The following is a 16,650-nucleotide window of genomic DNA, read 5'->3' as shown; positions in this document are numbered from 1 at the left end:
TTCAATACCCCATCTTTTGCGCGCGCAGGCTGAAGAAAATCCCGCTGGGACTCTGGGCCGGCAGGCTTTTCAGCAGGGTCAGGCGGTACGGGTCCCACACTTGCAACTGTTCGCCGTCGCGCACCGACAGCCACAGTTGCTCGCCGCGCCCGCTGAACTCCATGTGCAACACGCCGGGGCCGGGACGCAGGTCGGCGACCACCTGGTGGGTTTCGGTGTCGAGCACCTGCACCCGGTCGTTGTCCGGGTAGGCGAAGTTGACCCACAGCTGGCGCCCGTCGGGGCGTGCAGTGACAAAGATCGGCTGCCCGGCCACCGGGATCGCCGCCGTCTGCCGCCAGGTGCGCGCGTCCATCACCAGCACCTGGTGACGTCCCACCGCCGGCACGAACGCCTGGTCATCGGCGACGGCCCAGCCCTCCAGGTGGGGCATCTTGTAGACGGGCAGCTTGGCCTGGCCGCGCCCATAGTCCTTGAGCACGCGCACCACGCCGCGCTCCGGGTGCCACAGGTCGAGCTGGGCCATGCCGTCTTCACCGAACAGCCCGGCCATGTAGTAGCGGCCGTCGGCGGTGATCAGCGCGTCATAGGGTTGCTCGCCGACGTCCTTGAAGCGGGTGATATGCGGCGGGTTGCCGTGGCTGAAGTCGGCGCTCCAGATCTCGCCGGTGTCGAACAGGCTGAACACGAAGCGCTGCCCGGGCGCATCCACCAGGCCGACCACCCGCGAGCGTTTGCCATCGGCCAGTGCGGTCGCGGGGATGTCGGCGATGAGGGTCAGGTCTTCTGCATCGAACACCTTGACCCCGCCCGGCACGTAATTGGACACGGCGATCAGGCGCCCATCCTGGCTGATGGCGCCGCCGATGCTGTTGCCGCCCTGGATGATGCGCCGCTCGATGCGTTGGCGCAGCAGGTCGATCTTGGTCAGCCCGCCATCGCGGGCAAACACGTAGGCATAGCGCTGGTCGCGGGAAAACACCGCCGAGGCGTGGGACAGGTCGCCCAGCCCCTCGATACGGGCCAGTTCGGTCATGCCGGTGCTCTCGATAATCTGCACGCTGCCGCTGGCGCGTTCGATCACCAGGCCCAGGTCGCCGCTGCCGCGCAACGCGGGTTGGGCACAGGCACCCAGCAACAGGCACAGGGATAACAGGGTAGGGCGCATCATGGTGGGGGGCTTCCTTGCAAAAGGCGGTCGACCAGCCAGGCAATATCGCCGGCACTCAGCAGCGGGCCCCAACCGGGCATGGCGCGGGCAGGGCGGCCGTAGGTCACGGTGGCGATCAGGCTGGCGCGGCTTTGGTGGGCCAGGGCTTGCGGTGTGAGGGCAGGGCCCAGGCCGCCGGTGAGGTGCAGGCCATGGCAGGCCCCGCAATCCTGGGTCAACAGGTGTTCAAGGCGGGCAGCGTCCGGGGTGGCCGCTGCCCGCGCGGGAATCAGCAGGAGCAGCGCCATGGCCGTACCGATCATCGATGCTTGCATGGCGTGCTCCTTGTGCTTATTTCAAGGTCAGGACCCAATCGGCCAACACCTTGGCTTCATCATCGGTGACCTGGTTCGGCGGCATCGGCACCGGTCCCCAGTTGCCCTGGGTACCGTTCTTGATATGGCTGGCCAGGGTCGTGGCTGCGTCTTTCACACCGGCATTCTTGGCGGCGACGTCCTTCAAGGCCGGCCCTACCAGTTTGCTGTCGATCATGTGGCAGCCCACACAGGGTTTGCTGTTGAACAACCCCGGGCCGTCTTGTGCCAACGCCGGTTGCAGGCTGAGCGCCGCGGCGGATGCCAGCAGTGCGAGGAGAATATTTTTCATTCGGTGACCTCGTGTTGATGGGGCTCAATAAATATCGTGTTGGGTGTTGTAGACGTTGAATTTTCCGGTCGGCGTGATCAGGCGCTTGTCGCGGATCACCTGCTTGAGCTTCAAGGTCTTGTCATCGATCACCACCAGCGCCGACTCTTCGGTCTGGCCGTTCCACACCGAGAACCACACCTCGTCACCGGCCTTGTTGTATTCCGGTTGCACCACCCGCAGCGCGCCTTGCTTGATGCCCGAATACTCGGCAATCGGCAGCACGGTGTAGCCCTTGTCCAGCTGGTTGATGTCGAACACCGCCACCGACTGGCTGAGCTTGGCGTCGGGGTTGAGGGTGGTGTCGACGTACAGGTGATGGGAGTTGGGGTGGGTCTTGATAAACAGCGAACCGCCGCCCTGGCCCTTGAGGGATTCCACCTGCTTCCAGGCGTATTGCGGGTGCTTGACCGGGTCGGTGCCGATCACCGAAATACCGCCGTCGCCCAGGTGGCTGGTGGCCCATACCGGCCCGTATTTTGGGTGATTGAAGTTGGCGCCACGGCCAGGGTGCGGGGTCTTGCCGACCTCTACCAACGCGGTGAGCTTGCGCTCCCTGGAGTCGATCACCGCGACCTTGTTGGCGTTGTTCGCGGCAGTCATGAAGTAGCGGTGGGTGCTGTCCCAGCCGCCGTCATGCAGGAACGGCGCGGCGTCGATGGTGGTGATGGTGAGGTTCTTGATGTCCTGATAATTGACCAGCATCACCTTGCCGGTTTCCTTGATATTGACGATGAACTCCGGCCACTCGTGGGAGGCGATGATCGCCGCCACGCGGGGTTCGGGGTGGTATTCCTGCTTATCGACGGTCATGCCCCGGGTGGACACGATCTGCCTGGGCTCCAGGGTTTCGCCATCCATGAGGGTGAACTGCGGCGGCCAGTAGGAACCGGCAATCGCGTACTTGTCTTCATAGCCCTTGAACTTCGACGTCTCCACCGAGCGCGCTTCGATACCCACCTTGATCTCGGCGACTTTGGTCGGCTCCAGGGGCCACAGGTCGATCATGTCGATCTTGGCATCGCGGCCGATCACCAGCAGGTAGCGGCCCGAGGCGGAGATACGCGAGATATGCACGGCGTAACCGGTGTCGATCAGTTTGATGATCTGCTTGGTGTCGCCGTCCACCAGGGCGATCTTGCCGTCGTCGCGCAGGGTGACCGAGAACAGGTTTTGCAGGTTGAGGGTGTTCAGTTGTTTTTTCGGCCGGTCTTCGGGCTTGACCAGCACTTTCCAGGTCTTGAGGGTTTCGGCCATGCCCCATTCCGGCGGGGTGGGCGCGGTGTGCTGGATGAACGTGGCCATGCTGGTGATCTGCGCCTTGGTCAGCGCATTGGACGTGCCCCAGTTGGGCATGCCGGCCGGGGAGCCGTAGGTGATCAGCGCTTCCAGATAAGCCTGGCCGCGGGCCTGGGTGATGTCCGGGGTCAGCGGCTTGCCGGTGGCGCCTTTGCGCAACACACCGTGGCAGCCGGCGCAGCGTTCGAAGTAAATCTGCTTGGAGGCGTCGAACTCCGCCTGGCTGATGTCCGGCGCGCCGGGGCTTTTCACCATCCCGGTCGGCGCGTCGCCATGGGCGTTGATGGGCAATGCGAGGGCCAGGGCGCAGCTCAGGCTGGCAAGACTCAGGACCCAGGGTTTTCTGTTGCGAGTCAGCATTCCATATCTCCTCAGGCAAGACCTTTGCGATGCCCGGCGAAGGCGGGGTAGAGCGCAGGTTCTTAGTGCCAGGCAAGACTATGTTGCAGTGGCGCAAGGCTCGCTTGACGGCGATCAAGTTTGCCGTTGTACGTGCTTGCCAGGTTGTCGCAGGGGCCCTTAGCGTGGGGGCCGAACCCGTTGCGAGTACGCGTGATGACCGAGCCCTTCTACCAACCGCAGGACAACGAACAGCAGCTGTTCGAACACGCCTGGCGCCACCACCTGCCGGTGCTGATCAAAGGCCCCACGGGCTGTGGCAAGACGCGCTTCGTGCAGCACATGGCGCATCGCCTGAACCTGCCGCTGTACACCGTGGCCTGCCACGACGACCTCAGCGCCGCCGACCTGCTCGGCCGCCACCTGATCGGCACCGACGGCACCTGGTGGCAGGACGGCCCACTGACCCGCGCCGTGCGCGAAGGCGGGATCTGCTACCTCGACGAAGTGGTGGAAGCGCGCCAGGACACCGCCGTGGTGCTGCATCCGATTGCCGATGAGCGCCGTGAACTGTTCCTGGAACGCACCGGCGAAGTGCTCAAGGCACCGTCGTCGTTCATGCTGGTGGTGTCGTACAACCCCGGCTACCAGAACTTGCTCAAGGGCATGAAACCCAGCACCCGCCAGCGCTTCGTGGCGATGCGTTTTGGTTACCCGCCGGTGGCCGACGAGGAACGCATCGTCGCCCGCGAGGCCGGTGTGGATGTGGCACTGGCCGCCCAGGTCGTGCGCCTGGGCCAGGCGCTGCGTCGGCTTGATCAGCATGACCTGGAGGAGGTGGCCTCCACCCGGCTGCTGATCTTCACCGCCCGCCTGATCGGCGCCGGCATGAGCCCACGCGAAGCCTGCCTGGCCTGCCTGGCCGAACCGCTGAGCGACGACCCGCAAACCGTCGCCGCACTGATGGACGTGGTGGATGTGCACTTTGCCTGAACCGCGCCGCCTGCCAGGCGACCTGGCGATGTGGTTCTTCATCCTCGCCGAGCTGTCGGTGTTCGCGATTCTGATCCTCACGTTTGCCGTGACCCAGGCGCTCAAGCCCGAGCTGTTTGCCGCCGGGCGCGCACAGCTGGATACCTCGACCGGGTTGGCGATGACCTTGAGCCTGCTGACCGCAGGTGCGTTGGCGGCGTTGGCGGTGCAGCAGGTGCGATTGCAGCGCTGGCGACGCGGCGCCGGTTTGTTCGTCGCGGCGTTGTTGGTGGCGCTGGTGTATGTGGCGATCAAGCTTGGCGAGTACGCCCACCTGGGCGCTGCCGGACTGGGCCTGGAGCACAGCACGTTTTTTACCTTGTACTGGATACTCACGGGGTTTCATTTCCTGCATGTGCTGCTGGGGATGGTGATTCTCGGGTGGCTGGCGCTGGGCTGCTGGCGCGGCGGGCTGTCGGTCGGCGGGCTGGAGTCGGGGGTGCTGTATTGGCACATGGTGGATCTGGTGTGGGTGGTGTTGTTTCCGCTGGTCTATGTGATTCGCTGAGGTGTGTATGACGGGTTCCCGGACGCTGATCCTGTGTTGGCTGATGTTGGTGGTGCTGAGCGTTGGCACTGTGCTGACGGGGGCATCCGGATTGTGGTGGGGGGTGTTGTTGCTGGCGGTGGTCAAGGGGTGGGTGATTGTGGATGGGTTTATGGCGTTGCGGCGTGGGCCGTGGTTGTGGCGGATTGTGATGGTGGGGTGGGGGGTGGTGTTGATCGCGTTGGTTGGGCTGAGTACATATCCGTTTCCTCGGTAACGGATATGTACCCAACCCAACCCCCACCAAAAAAATACCCTACCAAAACCATCAACATTTCTTGATCGCCATCAAGCAGTTTCCACCCCCCACCTCCCTATCATCCCCTGGCCAAGCAATGAGGAAGCGACCATGTCAGAGACCTTCACCAAGGGCATGGCCAGGAATATCTACTTCGGAGGAAGCGTGTTCTTCTTCCTGATTTTCCTGGCCCTGACCTACCACACCGAACAAACCTTTCCCGCCCGCAGCAACGTCGACCAACTCACCGAATCCGTCGTTCGCGGCAAGGGCGTCTGGGAGCGCAACAACTGCGTCGGCTGCCACACCTTGCTGGGCGAGGGCGCTTATTTCGCGCCGGAGCTGGGCAATGTGTTCAAGCGCCGGGGCGGCGAAGAAGGGTTCAAGCCGTTCCTGCATGCCTGGATGAAGATGCAGCCCCTGGGTGTACCGGGGCGGCGGGCCATGCCGCAATTCAATCTCAGCGACCAGGAGGTGGACGATATGACCGAGTTCCTCAAATGGAGCTCGAAGATCAATACCAATAACTGGCCACCGAACAAGGAGGGCTGAGCCATGCGCAGTGCCAATCCATACTTGAAATTCCAATCCCAGGCCGTGGCCAAACCCTATTTTGTGTTCGCCCTGATCCTGTTTCTCGGTCAGGTGCTGTTCGGTTTGATCATGGGCCTGCAATACGTGATCGGCGACTTTCTGTTCCCGTTGATCCCCTTCAACGTGGCGCGGATGGTCCACACCAACCTGCTGATCGTCTGGCTGCTGTTCGGCTTTATGGGCGCGGCCTACTACCTGGTGCCCGAGGAGGCCGAACGCGAGCTGCACAGCCCGAAACTGGCGATCGTCCTGTTCTGGGTGTTCGCCGCCGCCGGGGTGTTGACCATCCTCGGCTACCTGCTGGTGCCGTATGCGGCGCTGGCCAGGCTGACCCACAACGAACTGCTGCCGACCATGGGGCGCGAGTTCCTGGAGCAACCGACCATCACCAAAATGGGCATCGTCGTGGTGTGCCTGGGCTTTCTGTACAACATCGGCATGACCCTGCTCAAGGGCCGCAAGACCACCGTCAGCATGGTGATGATGACCGGGCTGATCGGCCTCGCGGTGTTCTTCCTGTTCTCCTTCTACAACCCCGGCAACCTGGCGCGGGACAAGTTCTACTGGTGGTGGGTGGTGCATCTGTGGGTCGAAGGCGTGTGGGAGCTGATCATGGGCTCGATGCTGGCCTTCGTGCTGATCAAGGTCACCGGCGTCGACCGTGAAGTGGTGGAGAAATGGCTGTACGTGATCATCGCCATGGCCTTGATCACCGGGATTATCGGTACTGGTCACCACTTCTTCTGGATCGGCGCACCCGAGGTGTGGCTGTGGGTCGGTTCGATCTTCTCGGCCCTGGAGCCGCTGCCGTTCCTGGCGATGGTGATGTTTGCCTTCACCATGGTGAAGCAACGTCGGCGCCAGCACCCCAACCGCGCGGCCACGTTGTGGGCCAAGGGCACCACGGTCACGGCGTTCTTCGGCGCGGGCGTCTGGGGTTTCCTGCACACCCTGGCACCGGTCAACTTCTACACCCACGGCACCCAACTCACCGCCGCCCACGGGCACCTGGCGTTCTTCGGTGCCTACGCCATGATCGTGATGACCCTGATCAGCTACGCCATGCCCCGCCTGCGCGGTATCGGTGAAGCGCCGGACGCGCGTTCGCAGACCCTCGAAATCCGGGGCTTCTGGATGATGGTGCTGTCGATGGTGATGATCACGCTGTTCCTCACCGCTGCCGGGGCCGTGCAAGTCTGGCTGCAACGCTGGCAGGTGGACGGGGTGGCCTTGCCGTTCATGGCCACGGTGGAGCATTTGCAGGGACTGTTCTGGGCGCGGTTGGTCAGTGGACTGGTGTTCCTGCTCGGGCTGGCCTGCTACCTGTGCAGCTTCCGGCAACGCGCCCGGACGGCTGGAGCACCGGTACCGATTGTCCATTGAAGTAACGCGGTCCAAATGTGGCAGGGGGCTCACTGTGGCAAACGGGCCTGCTGTGGTGAACGGGCTCGCTGTGGTGAGCCGGCTTGCTGTGATGAGCGGGCTTGCTGTGGTGAGCCGGCTTGCTGTGATGAGCGGGCTTGCTGTGGTGAGTGGGCTTGCTGTGGTGAGCGGGCTTGCCCCGCGCTGGGCTGCGCAGCAGCCCCCTGGGATCTAAGCCCCACTCACCACAGCAAGCCCCTCCCACATTTGCACCGCAGTGTACCCGTCGAATCCCCACTAGTTGGAGCCCCTCCCATGGCCTTCACCCTTGAGCTGGAAGAATGGGTCGGCAGTGCCTGGCACCGCTTTATCACCCGCCGCGCCAGCGTCGATTTTCCGCACGCGCGAGTCGAGCTGGTCGACCGCCAGCGCAGCCTCGCCGTATTGTTTCGCGCCCTGGGCGGTGCCAGCGGGATCGCCCTCGAAGCCGCCAGCGAACGCGACCTGCTGCTGCGCCGCAACCTGTTGATGCGCATCGCCGGCACCTGCAAGCATGCACCCCTGGCCTCCTGCGATGGCAATCGTCTGCGCCTGCCGTCGAGCCTGGCGGTGTACCCCTCCGTCACCTTGAACCGGGAGTTGTACCGCTGGCTGGCGCTGCTGGCCGCCCATGCAGGCCCCATGACCCATTGGGCCCGGGATAACCAGCGCTGGACCTGGCTGCTGCTGCAACGCTACCCGGCGCTGTTGCCCAGTTACCAGCGCCTGGTGGACGCGCATCTGAGGCTGCGCCCGGACCCGGCCAGCCTCAAACCAGGTGAAGCGGCCCTGGAAAAAGCCCTGCGCAAGGCCCTGCGCGAGCCCGGCAGCGTGCGCCATTTACCCCGCAGCGAACGTGCCGCCTGGCCGTTGCCCTTATGGCTGTACCCGCCGTTGCACCTGGACACGCCCCAGGCCCTCGACCTTGAAGACGACGCCGACGACCTCGCCACCCCGTCCGGCGAGCAGCAGGGCGCGCCCAAACGTGCCGGCCGTGTGGATGATCACAGCCGTGATGGCGGCCTGCTGGTGGTGCGCCTGGAAAACCTGTTCAGCTGGACCGAGCACGTCGACCTTGATCGCTGGGCCGACGACAGTGAGGACCCGGACGCCGCCCGCGTCGCCGAAGACCTCGACCAGTTGAGCCTGTCGCGCCAGCGCGTGCGCAGGAGTGGCGGCTTGAAGCTGCACCTCGACCTGCCGCCCGCCGATGTGGATGACATCCCCCTCGGCGAGGGCATCAAGCTGCCCGAGTGGGACTACCGCCAACAATGCCTTCGACCCGGTTTCGTCAATCTGCAACGGATGCAGCCACGTGCCGATGCACCGCAACCGTTACCGGCCCGATTACTCGGCCCGGCCCAGCGCCTGCGCCGTCAATTCCAGCAGCTGCGCACCGACCGCCAATGGCTGCGCCGGCAACCCCAGGGCGCGGAGCTGGACCTGCAAGCCTGGGTGGATTTCCAAGTGCAACGCCAACACGGCGCCTGCACCGAACGCGGCTTGTACCAGGAGCAACGTCACACCCGACGCGACCTGGCATGCCTGCTGCTGGCGGACCTGTCGATGTCCACCGACGCGCATTTGAACGACACGCAAAAGGTCATCGACGTGATCCGCGACAGCCTGTTGCTGTTCGGCGAAAGCCTGGCCGGGCTGGGAGATGCGTTTGCGTTGTATGGCTTCTCGTCCCTGCGCCGCCATCAGGTGCGCCTGCACCAGCTCAAGACCTTCGAGCAAGCCTATGACGACCGCACGCGCGGCTGCATCCAGGCGCTCAAGCCGGGGTACTACACGCGCATGGGCGCCGCGATTCGCCAGGCCACCCAGTTGCTGGGCACGTGCAAACAGCGGCGCAAGTTGTTGTTGCTACTGACCGATGGCAAACCCAATGACCTGGACCTGTATGAGGGCCGCTACGGGGTCGAAGACACCCGCCAGGCAGTGGTCGAGGCGCGGCGCCAGGGCCTGATTCCGTTCTGCATCACCATCGACAGACAGGCCGGGGACTATTTGCCCTATATGTTCGGTGCCCATGGCTACACCCTGATCCGCCAGCCGGAGCAGTTGCCGCTGCGCTTGCCCCAGCTGTACCGGCAACTGACCGAGGGTCAGTAGAAGTCGCGCGGCAACCAGAAGAACATCGCGATGCAAAACAGCGTCAGGCCCAGGCAGAACCACTGGAAACGCCGTAGCTGCCGCGCTTGCAGGCTGGCATCCGCGGCGGGCAGGGACGTTCCGCAGCCGGCGCACGCCTCGCGCACGTCGGCATTGCGCTGCTGGCAATACAGGCAGGTTTTCACTCGAATTGCTCCAGGCGCAACCGGTCCAGAATGGCGATCTGGCGTCCGTCCTGGGTGATGATCTTTTCATCGATCAGGCGCCGGATAATCCGCGAGAAGGTCTCCGGCTGGATCGACAGATGCCCGGCAATCAACTGCTTGGCCATCGGCAGTTCGAAGGTGGCGTCGGTGCTGTGCAGGCGCATCAGTTGGGTCAGCAGGTAGCGCACCACGCGGTGGGTGGCGTTTTTCAGCGACAGGGTCTCGATCTCGTTGACCCGCTGGTGCAGGCGCACGCACAGCTTACCGAGCAGGGCGAAGGTCAGGCGGCTGTTGCTGTGCAACAGGCGCATGTAGGTGGCGTTGGACAAACGGTACAACTGGGTGGGGCACACCGCTTCGGCGCAGGCCACGTAGTTGGGGGTGTCCATCAGCATCATGGCCTCGGCGAAGGTCTGGCGCTCGCCGATTACTTCGAAGACTTTCTCCTGGCCGTCGGGAGTCAAACGGTAGACCTTCACCGCACCGGCGATCACAAAGTAAAACGCCTCGGCCGATTCGCCCTGGCGGAACAGCGGCTCGCCTTTGTCGATACTCAGCAATTGGCTGTTGCCCATCAACTCGTCGAGTTCTTCGTCGTTCAGCGGTTCGAACAGGTGATGGCTGCGCAGGATCTGGTGGTGCACGCGATGCAGCACCATGCCCGGTTCCTTGAACAGCAGCGGGGCGTTCACACCAGCACCAGCGAAAGCCCGCTGGCGGCGGCCAGCATGGAGCCGAGGATCACAAACCAGGCGAGGGGGACATAGGCGTTTTTCATCATGGCTCCAAAGCATGCTAAAGGTGTTGTAGGAGCGAGCTTGCTCGCGAAAAAACCACAGACACCGCGTTTAATCAGGATGCCCGCGTCATCGTTAACGTTCTTCGCGAGCAAGCTCGCTCCTACAGTGAGCGCAAGCGTAAGCATTGAAGTGGGTTTGCGACTTGATCTACGACAAGGGCAACGCACGTCCATCGGCGCAAGATTGCCGCAGTCCTGAAGGGAGACCGTGTCATGCAAGTGCTCGATCGGCGCAAGGCCATGTCGATTACCCCGTTGTTTCGCCTGGCCTTCCGGCCATTCTTTCTCGGCGCCTGTGTATTGGCGGCGCTGGCAATCCCCTTGTGGCTGCTGGCCCTGGGCGGGCACCTCGGCACCTGGCAACCCGCCGGCGGCTGGCTGGCCTGGCATCGCCATGAGCTGCTGTTCGGCTTCGGCCTGGCGATCATCGCCGGGTTCCTGCTCACGGCAGTGCAGACCTGGACCGGCCGCCCGGGCATCAGTGGCAACGCCCTGGCGCTGCTTGCCGGGCTGTGGCTGGCGGCGCGCCTGGGTTGGTTGTTCAACCTGTACTGGCCGCTGCTGGCGGTGCTGGAACTGACCTTTCCCCTGGCCGTCGCCGCGGTGATGGGCTGGACCCTCTGGCAGGTAAGACAGAAGCGTAATTACCCGATTGTGCTGGTGCTGGCGCTGCTGACCGTGGCCGATGCGCTGTCGCTGTATGGCTTGCTGCGCAATGACCCCGGCCTGCAGCGCCAGGCGGTGCTGACCGGCCTGTGGCTGGTGGCGGCGATGATGGGTTTGATCGGCGGGCGGGTGATTCCGTTTTTCACCCAGCGCGGTTTGGGCCGGGTCGAGGCGGTCAAGCCCTGGGCGTGGCTGGACCTTATGTTGCTTGGCGGCTCGCTGCTGATCGCCGTGCTGTATGCCGCAGGGCCCGCGTTGGGCGCCAACCTGTGGATCGGCCTGCTGTTCGCCGTCCTCGGGCTGGGGCACCTGGTGCGCCTGGTCCGCTGGCATGATCGCGGTCTGTGGCGCGTGCCGTTGCTGTGGTCATTGCACCTGGCATATGCCTGGCTGGCCGTGGCCTGTCTGGGCATGGCGCTGTGGCACTGCGGCGCGCCGCTCAATCCCAGCCTGGCCGTGCATGCATTGACCATCGGCGCCATGGCCGGGCTGATCCTGGCGATGATCGCCCGCGTCAGCCTGGGCCACACCGGCCGCCCGTTACAGCCGCCCGCAGGGATGACCCTGGCCTTTGGGCTGCTGAACCTCGCGTGTATGTGCCGGGTGGTGCTGGTCCTGCTGTTGCCGATGGCCGCGTTGTGGCTGGCGGGGGTGTGCTGGACCCTCGGGCTCGGACTGTACCTGTGGCGGTATGGCCCGATGCTGTGGCAGGCACGGGTCGATGGGCATCCGGGCTAGGAGGACGTCATGCTCTATTCCACCTTGTTGATCGTGCATCTGCTGGCGGCGATTGCGTTTATCGGCACGCTGTTTTTCGAAGTGGTGATCTGGCACAGCGCCCGCGAGGAGCTGGCCTGGTCCGCGCAGTTCACCTCCGACCACGCCATTGCACGGCGTTCGCGCCAGGTACTGCACGGCGTGGTGGTGCTGCTGTACGGCGCCGGCATCGGCCTGGCCTGGCACTATCGCGGGCTGTTGGCGGTGCCCTGGGCCAGCCATTTCGCCGCGCTGCTGAGCCTGAAAATCCTGCTGGCCCTGAGCATTATCGGCCATTACCTGTGGCTGGCGTACCTGCTGAGTCACCAGCGCTTGAGCCCAAGGCGTGCGACATGGATTCGTCGCAGCATCTTGGTGCATATGGTCGTGATCGTGATTCTGGCCAAGTTGATGTTGCGCTGATCAGGCAGGCTGATAGGTACCTGATGTATAGAGATCAGACATGGGAGGGGCAGTGCGACGATTCGACTTGCTCCCGATGGCGGCCTGTGGGCCGAGCATTTTTTTTGGATTGGGCTGGGTACATATCCGTTGCTGCGGTAACGGCCACCTAGGGTTCCGCCCTTACGGCGGGTCACTTTGGAAAAGAGCCCCAAAGTAACCATGGACTTGTTCCCTCGCAGCGGACGCCAAGAAGCGATATTTTAATCGCAACCTTGGAGGCACCTATGTCACAGCAAACCCGCCGCAGCTACACCGATGACTTCAAAGCTCAAGCAGTGACACTTGCTGAAAGTATTGGTCGAGGAGAAGCTGCCCGACAGTTGGATATCTCGGTCAAAACCCTAGGGAATTGGCTGGACGCCGCACGCAACGGGCGTCCTCTCAGTTCTCCCTCCCGGCATCCGGTTTCTGACCTGGAAAGCGAGCTGGCCCGGCTTCGAGCTGAAAATGCCACGCTTAAAATGGAACGAGAAATCCTAAAAAAAGCGACGGCGTTCTTTGCCAGAGAGTCCAACTGAGATACGCCTTCGTCGCCCGTGAACGGACTCACTTTCCAGTCAGGCTGTTATGTCGAGTGATGGAGGTCTCGGTGTCGGGCTTTCACGACTATTTGAAGCGCCAGGAACGTCCTGATCCAGATGCGGCGATTCGCTTGGAAATTCGTGCGATTCATCGGGCAAGCCGCGGCACTTATGGGCGACCACGTATGGTTAAGGCGCTTCATAACCGGTCGTACGCGATAGGACACAAGCGAGTAGCTCGTCTGATGAGAGAGGAGATGCTGCGAGGAAAAATCAAAGCACGGTTCAAACACTCGACGGATAACCGGTATATCCAACCCATTTCTGAGAACGTGTTGAAACGACGCTTTTCTGTGACAAGCCCGGCGCCCGCCTGGGTGGGGGATATCACGTATATTTCGACTCGCCAGGGTTGGTTGTACCTGGCTGTGGTGTTAAGTGTCCAAACCCGGCAGGTACTGGGTTACAGCCTGTCGGACCGTATGCCCGAGGGCTTGGTACAACAGGCGTTCATGAACGCCTGGACTAAAGCGCCAGTTGATCACGGTGTGATTTTTCACTCTGATCGAGGCCGGCAATACACCGGTAGCGGTTTTCGCAGCATGATCGCGGAAAGAGGCTTCGTGCAAAGCATGAGCCGTAAAGGAAATTGCTGGGATAACGCCGTGGCAGAGAGCTTTTTTGCCACACTCAAGAAGGAAGAAGCCACCGGTGTGTATCCCAGCAAAGCGCAGGCCCATACATCAATCGCAAGCTACATCCATGGGTTTTACAACGCGGCACGGCTGCACTCGGCGCTGGGATACAGCTCACCTAATGACTACGCAAAGCAACTGAAGCAAACTGCTTAACACTCGCTTCATGGCGTACGTTTTGAGGGAACAAGTCCACCAAAAGGCTCTCGCCCCACCACTCGGTACCTCGCCTAGGCTCGGTATGCCCGAACGCAGGCTTGAATCCGTGGGCCGCCGTCATGGGCCATCCCTGGCCCAGGACGGCTAACCCGGCGTCCTGCCGGGTTACCCACGGATTCAAGCCTGCGTTCGGCCAGCGTGTTTGACGGGGCGCCTGAGATCAAGATCAAGATCAAGATCAAGAGCCAGAGCCAGAGCCAGAGCCAGAGCCAGAGCCAGAGCCAGAGCAACAGCAACAGCAACAGCAACGCGATCCGTTGTGTAGCCCCCGACACCTCAAGCAATCACATGCGGCGTCATGCCACGGGCGAATGTTGATCGCGGTCAAGGGATAAATGCGCGGAGGTTCCCAAACTGTGGCGAACTTTCTGGAGGACTGCGCCATGCCCCTGTCTCTTGCGCAATTGCGCCGCAACTACACCCTTTATGGCCTGCGTGATGACTTGGTGCAGGACGATCCCTTGGTGCTGTTCGGCCAGTGGCTGGATCAGGCGCGTAAAACCGAAGTGCCTCCGGCCGAGGCCAATAGCATGGCCTTGGCTACGGTCGATCATGACGGGCATGCCCATTGTCGCATCCTGCTGCTCAAGGGTTTCAGCGCCGAGGGTTTTTTCTTTTTCGGCCATTACCAGAGTGCCAAGGGCCAGGAGTTGGCGAGCAATCCCCATGCGGCCATGACGTTTTTCTGGCCGGGGCTGGAGCGTCAGGTGCGTATCGAAGGCCCGGTGGTGCGGGCGGATGCGCAGTTGTCGGACGATTATTTCGATGCGCGACCGGCCGCCAGTCAGTTGGGCGCCTGGGCGTCGCCGCAAAGCCAGCCCCTTGGCCATCGCAGCGAGCTGGAAAGTCGCTTGCGTGATGTCACCGAGCGTTTCGCCGGGCAGCAACCGCCCCGGCCCGAGCATTGGGGCGGTTACCGCCTGCAGCCGCAGCGTATCGAGTTCTGGCAGGGCCGGCCCGACCGTCTGCATGACCGTCTCGACTACCGCCTGCATGCGGGCATTTGGCAGCGCACGCGCCTGGCCCCCTGAACGAGATACCTCCTTGGAGGAATAGGCCCTGCGCCCGTTGCGGCGCAGGCTGACGGCAACTTTCTTGACGCCTGGAGCCTTGATCATGGCCCATTTGAAACAACGCAATTTCGTGCCCCTGAACATCGCCGTGCTGACCATCAGTGACACCCGTACCCTCGACACCGACACCTCCGGCCAGACCCTGGTGGACCGCCTCGAAAGTGCCGGGCATGTGCTCATCGACCGTGGCCTGGTGATCGACGACATCTACCAGATTCGTGCGCAAGTCTCCTTGTGGATCGCGGACCCCGAGGTGCAAGTGGTGCTGATGACCGGCGGTACCGGTTTCACCGCCCGCGACAACACACCCCAGGCGGTGTTGCCGTTGCTGGACAAACACGTGGAAGGCTTCGGTGAGCTGTTCCGCCAGGTGTCCCTGGCCGAGATCGGCACTTCCACCTTGCAGTCCCGCGCCCTGGCCGGCATCAGCAACGGCGTGCTGGTGTGCTGCATGCCGGGCTCGCCGGGGGCGTGTCGCACCGGCTGGGACCAGATCCTGGCGGGGCAGTTGGACAGCCGCACCGGCCCGTGCAACTTCGTGCCGCACCTCAAGCCCCAGCCTGAGCAAACCCTGCAAGCCTGCGAGTCGCGTTCATGAGTGTCTCGGTGTGTGACAGCGGCCACCTGATGCCGGTGGACGAGGCCATTGCCACGCTGCTGGCCCAGGCGCCGCCGCCGCCGAGCACCGAGGTGATTGGTCTCGAGCAGGCCCTGGGGCGGGTGGTCGCCGAAGAGCTGTTCTCGCCCCTGGATTTGCCCGGTTTCGACAACAGCGCCATGGACGGCTACGCCCTGCGCGCCGAGGACGTGCCGGCCGAAGGCGGCTACCTGATGCTCGCCGGGCGCATTGCGGCGGGGCAGCACAGCAAGGTGAGCGTGCAGGCCGGGCAGGCCGTGCGCATTTTTACCGGTGCGCCGCTACCGCCTGGCGCTGACACGGTGGTGGCACAGGAGCGTTGCCGCCTGTACGGCCAGCGCATCTGGTGCCCGCCGGTACGTCTCGGCGAGCACGTGCGCAAGCAGGGTGAAGAGCTGCAGCGTGGGCAGACCCTGATCGCCGTCGGCAAGCGCCTGCGCGCCCAGGACATCGGCTTGCTCGCCTCGGCCGGCATCCCTCGGTTGAAAGTCTATCGCCCGTTGCGGGTGTGCCTGCTCAGCAGCGGCAACGAGCTGCGTGACCCGGGCGAGGCGCTGGTGCCGGGGCAGATCTACAACAGCAACCGCTATGCCCTGGCCGCGTTATTGCGTAGCTGGGGCGTGGACGTGCACGACTACGGCGTGATGGCTGACGAGTTGGCCGCCAGCCGTGATGCGCTGGCCCTGGCCTCGTCCGAATGCGACCTGTTGCTGACCTCGGCGGGGGTGTCGGTGGGGGAGGAGGACCATCTCAAGCAGGCCATCGAAGCGCTCGGCCGCGTGGACTTCTGGCGCCTGGCGATTCAGCCCGGCAAGCCCCTGGCGTTTGGCGAAGTGGCGGGCAAACCGTGGCTGGGCCTGCCCGGTAACCCGTCGGCGGCGCTGATCACCGCGTTGGTGGTGGTGCGTCCGTTCCTGCTGCGCGCCCAAGGAGTGGAACGGGTGTTGCCGGTGCCGATCCAGGTGCCGGCCGCATTCGAATGGCTCACGCCCAACAAGCGCCGCCAGTACCTGCGTGCACGCCTGAGCCCTGGCGAGGACGGGCAATTGCGCGCCGTGCTGCATCCCCAGCAAAGCTCGGCGATGCTCACCGCCGCCTGTTGGGCCGATGGCCTGGTGATCGTCGAGCGTGAGCATCAGGTGCTCAAGGATGAACCGGTGCCGTTTGTGTCTTTCGCTGAATTTCTCTGA

General features: G+C 63.4%; 20 protein-coding genes. 13 read left to right on the top strand and 7 right to left on the bottom strand.

Going from position 1 to position 16,650, the window contains the following annotated elements; translation table 11 throughout:
- Position 1 precedes the first annotated feature (1 nt).
- From J3D60_RS08610 to J3D60_RS08595, 4 genes are read right to left on the bottom strand one after another with little or no spacing between them, the layout of a single operon-like run.
- Positions 2 to 1,171 (bottom strand): cytochrome D1 domain-containing protein, encoded by a 1,170-nt coding sequence (locus J3D60_RS08610; protein ID WP_253490924.1) that lies wholly within the window; start codon positions 1,169 to 1,171, stop codon positions 2 to 4.
- Positions 1,168 to 1,485: a cytochrome c gene (locus J3D60_RS08605; RefSeq protein WP_301294473.1), complete on the bottom strand. Its 318-nt coding sequence runs from the start codon at positions 1,483 to 1,485 to the stop codon at positions 1,168 to 1,170. Before J3D60_RS08605 ends, J3D60_RS08610 begins: the two co-directional genes overlap by 4 nt.
- Before the next feature lie 16 nt (positions 1,486 to 1,501).
- Positions 1,502 to 1,816 carry a c-type cytochrome gene (locus J3D60_RS08600; RefSeq protein ID WP_253490922.1) on the bottom strand — a complete coding sequence of 105 codons (315 nt, stop codon included), beginning with the start codon at positions 1,814 to 1,816 and terminating at the stop codon, positions 1,502 to 1,504.
- 24 nt (positions 1,817 to 1,840) lie between these two features.
- The gene (locus J3D60_RS08595; protein WP_253493979.1) at positions 1,841 to 3,409 is read right to left on the bottom strand and encodes a cytochrome D1 domain-containing protein; all 1,569 of its coding nucleotides are present in this window, start codon (positions 3,407 to 3,409) and stop codon (positions 1,841 to 1,843) included.
- A 300-nt stretch (positions 3,410 to 3,709) separates the two neighbouring features.
- Between J3D60_RS08595 and J3D60_RS08590 the strand changes: the two genes are divergently transcribed.
- The 6 genes from J3D60_RS08590 to J3D60_RS08565 all read left to right on the top strand — a co-directional run bounded on the left by J3D60_RS08590 (position 3,710) and on the right by J3D60_RS08565 (position 9,423).
- Positions 3,710 to 4,486 carry a CbbQ/NirQ/NorQ/GpvN family protein gene (locus J3D60_RS08590; RefSeq protein ID WP_065941877.1) on the top strand — a complete coding sequence of 259 codons (777 nt, stop codon included), beginning with the start codon at positions 3,710 to 3,712 and terminating at the stop codon, positions 4,484 to 4,486.
- Positions 4,470 to 5,033 (top strand): cytochrome c oxidase subunit 3, encoded by a 564-nt coding sequence (locus J3D60_RS08585; RefSeq protein WP_253490920.1) that lies wholly within the window; start codon positions 4,470 to 4,472, stop codon positions 5,031 to 5,033. The genes J3D60_RS08590 and J3D60_RS08585 overlap by 17 nt, the downstream gene beginning before the upstream one ends.
- A gap of 7 nt (positions 5,034 to 5,040) precedes the next feature.
- On the top strand, positions 5,041 to 5,289 hold the full coding sequence (locus tag J3D60_RS08580) for a cytochrome C oxidase subunit IV family protein (RefSeq protein ID WP_253490918.1): 249 nt from the start codon (positions 5,041 to 5,043) through the stop codon (positions 5,287 to 5,289).
- 132 nt (positions 5,290 to 5,421) lie between these two features.
- A complete protein-coding gene (locus J3D60_RS08575; RefSeq protein WP_253490916.1) occupies positions 5,422 to 5,862 on the top strand; it encodes a cytochrome c in 441 nt (146 codons plus the stop codon).
- Positions 5,863 to 5,865: 3 nt separating this feature from the next.
- Positions 5,866 to 7,287 (top strand): cbb3-type cytochrome c oxidase subunit I, encoded by a 1,422-nt coding sequence (locus J3D60_RS08570; RefSeq protein WP_253490913.1) that lies wholly within the window; start codon positions 5,866 to 5,868, stop codon positions 7,285 to 7,287.
- A 294-nt stretch (positions 7,288 to 7,581) separates the two neighbouring features.
- Positions 7,582 to 9,423: a nitric oxide reductase activation protein NorD gene (locus J3D60_RS08565; protein WP_253490911.1), complete on the top strand. Its 1,842-nt coding sequence runs from the start codon at positions 7,582 to 7,584 to the stop codon at positions 9,421 to 9,423.
- On the opposite strand, the gene J3D60_RS08560 is transcribed toward J3D60_RS08565, so the two are convergent.
- The 3 genes from J3D60_RS08560 to J3D60_RS08550 are packed head-to-tail and all read right to left on the bottom strand — an operon-like array spanning position 9,417 to position 10,521.
- Complete coding sequence (locus J3D60_RS08560) at positions 9,417 to 9,608, bottom strand: protein DnrP (RefSeq protein ID WP_253490909.1); 192 nt, start codon at positions 9,606 to 9,608, stop codon at positions 9,417 to 9,419. The two genes, J3D60_RS08565 and J3D60_RS08560, sit on opposite strands and share 7 nt — an antisense overlap.
- Entirely contained in the window at positions 9,605 to 10,288 is a 684-nt protein-coding gene (locus tag J3D60_RS08555; RefSeq protein WP_141157817.1) for a Crp/Fnr family transcriptional regulator, read from the bottom strand. Before J3D60_RS08555 ends, J3D60_RS08560 begins: the two co-directional genes overlap by 4 nt.
- A 29-nt stretch (positions 10,289 to 10,317) precedes the next feature.
- Positions 10,318 to 10,521 carry a hypothetical protein gene (locus tag J3D60_RS08550; protein WP_137212229.1) on the bottom strand — a complete coding sequence of 68 codons (204 nt, stop codon included), beginning with the start codon at positions 10,519 to 10,521 and terminating at the stop codon, positions 10,318 to 10,320.
- Positions 10,522 to 10,641: 120 nt separating this feature from the next.
- Here J3D60_RS08550 and J3D60_RS08545 point away from each other — a divergent pair, with 120 nt between their 5' ends.
- The 7 genes from J3D60_RS08545 (at position 10,642) to glp (ending at position 16,650) form a co-directional block, all read left to right on the top strand.
- The gene (locus J3D60_RS08545; protein WP_253490907.1) at positions 10,642 to 11,832 is read left to right on the top strand and encodes an NnrS family protein; all 1,191 of its coding nucleotides are present in this window, start codon (positions 10,642 to 10,644) and stop codon (positions 11,830 to 11,832) included.
- Between the two features lie 9 nt (positions 11,833 to 11,841).
- Positions 11,842 to 12,273: a hypothetical protein gene (locus tag J3D60_RS08540; protein WP_065941885.1), complete on the top strand. Its 432-nt coding sequence runs from the start codon at positions 11,842 to 11,844 to the stop codon at positions 12,271 to 12,273.
- A gap of 266 nt (positions 12,274 to 12,539) precedes the next feature.
- Entirely contained in the window at positions 12,540 to 12,833 is a 294-nt protein-coding gene (locus J3D60_RS08535; protein ID WP_078833403.1) for a transposase, read from the top strand.
- On the top strand, positions 12,830 to 13,687 hold the full coding sequence (locus J3D60_RS08530; protein WP_078833402.1) for an IS3 family transposase: 858 nt from the start codon (positions 12,830 to 12,832) through the stop codon (positions 13,685 to 13,687). Before J3D60_RS08535 ends, J3D60_RS08530 begins: the two co-directional genes overlap by 4 nt.
- A gap of 446 nt (positions 13,688 to 14,133) precedes the next feature.
- Entirely contained in the window at positions 14,134 to 14,781 is a 648-nt protein-coding gene (gene pdxH, locus J3D60_RS08525; protein WP_043293719.1) for a pyridoxamine 5'-phosphate oxidase, read from the top strand.
- A gap of 85 nt (positions 14,782 to 14,866) precedes the next feature.
- Positions 14,867 to 15,421, top strand: coding sequence for a molybdenum cofactor biosynthesis protein B (moaB, locus tag J3D60_RS08520; RefSeq protein WP_065941886.1), 555 nt, complete (start codon positions 14,867 to 14,869; stop codon positions 15,419 to 15,421).
- Positions 15,418 to 16,650: a gephyrin-like molybdotransferase Glp gene (gene glp, locus J3D60_RS08515; protein WP_253490904.1), complete on the top strand. Its 1,233-nt coding sequence runs from the start codon at positions 15,418 to 15,420 to the stop codon at positions 16,648 to 16,650. The genes moaB and glp overlap by 4 nt, the downstream gene beginning before the upstream one ends.

This window comes from Pseudomonas sp. S3E17, assembly GCF_024168685.1.
In the GTDB taxonomy this organism is placed as follows: Bacteria; Pseudomonadota; Gammaproteobacteria; order Pseudomonadales; family Pseudomonadaceae; genus Aquipseudomonas; species Aquipseudomonas marginalis.
The sequence above is the reverse complement of the archived record's forward strand: the minus strand, read 5'-3'. Positions and strand labels throughout refer to the sequence as shown.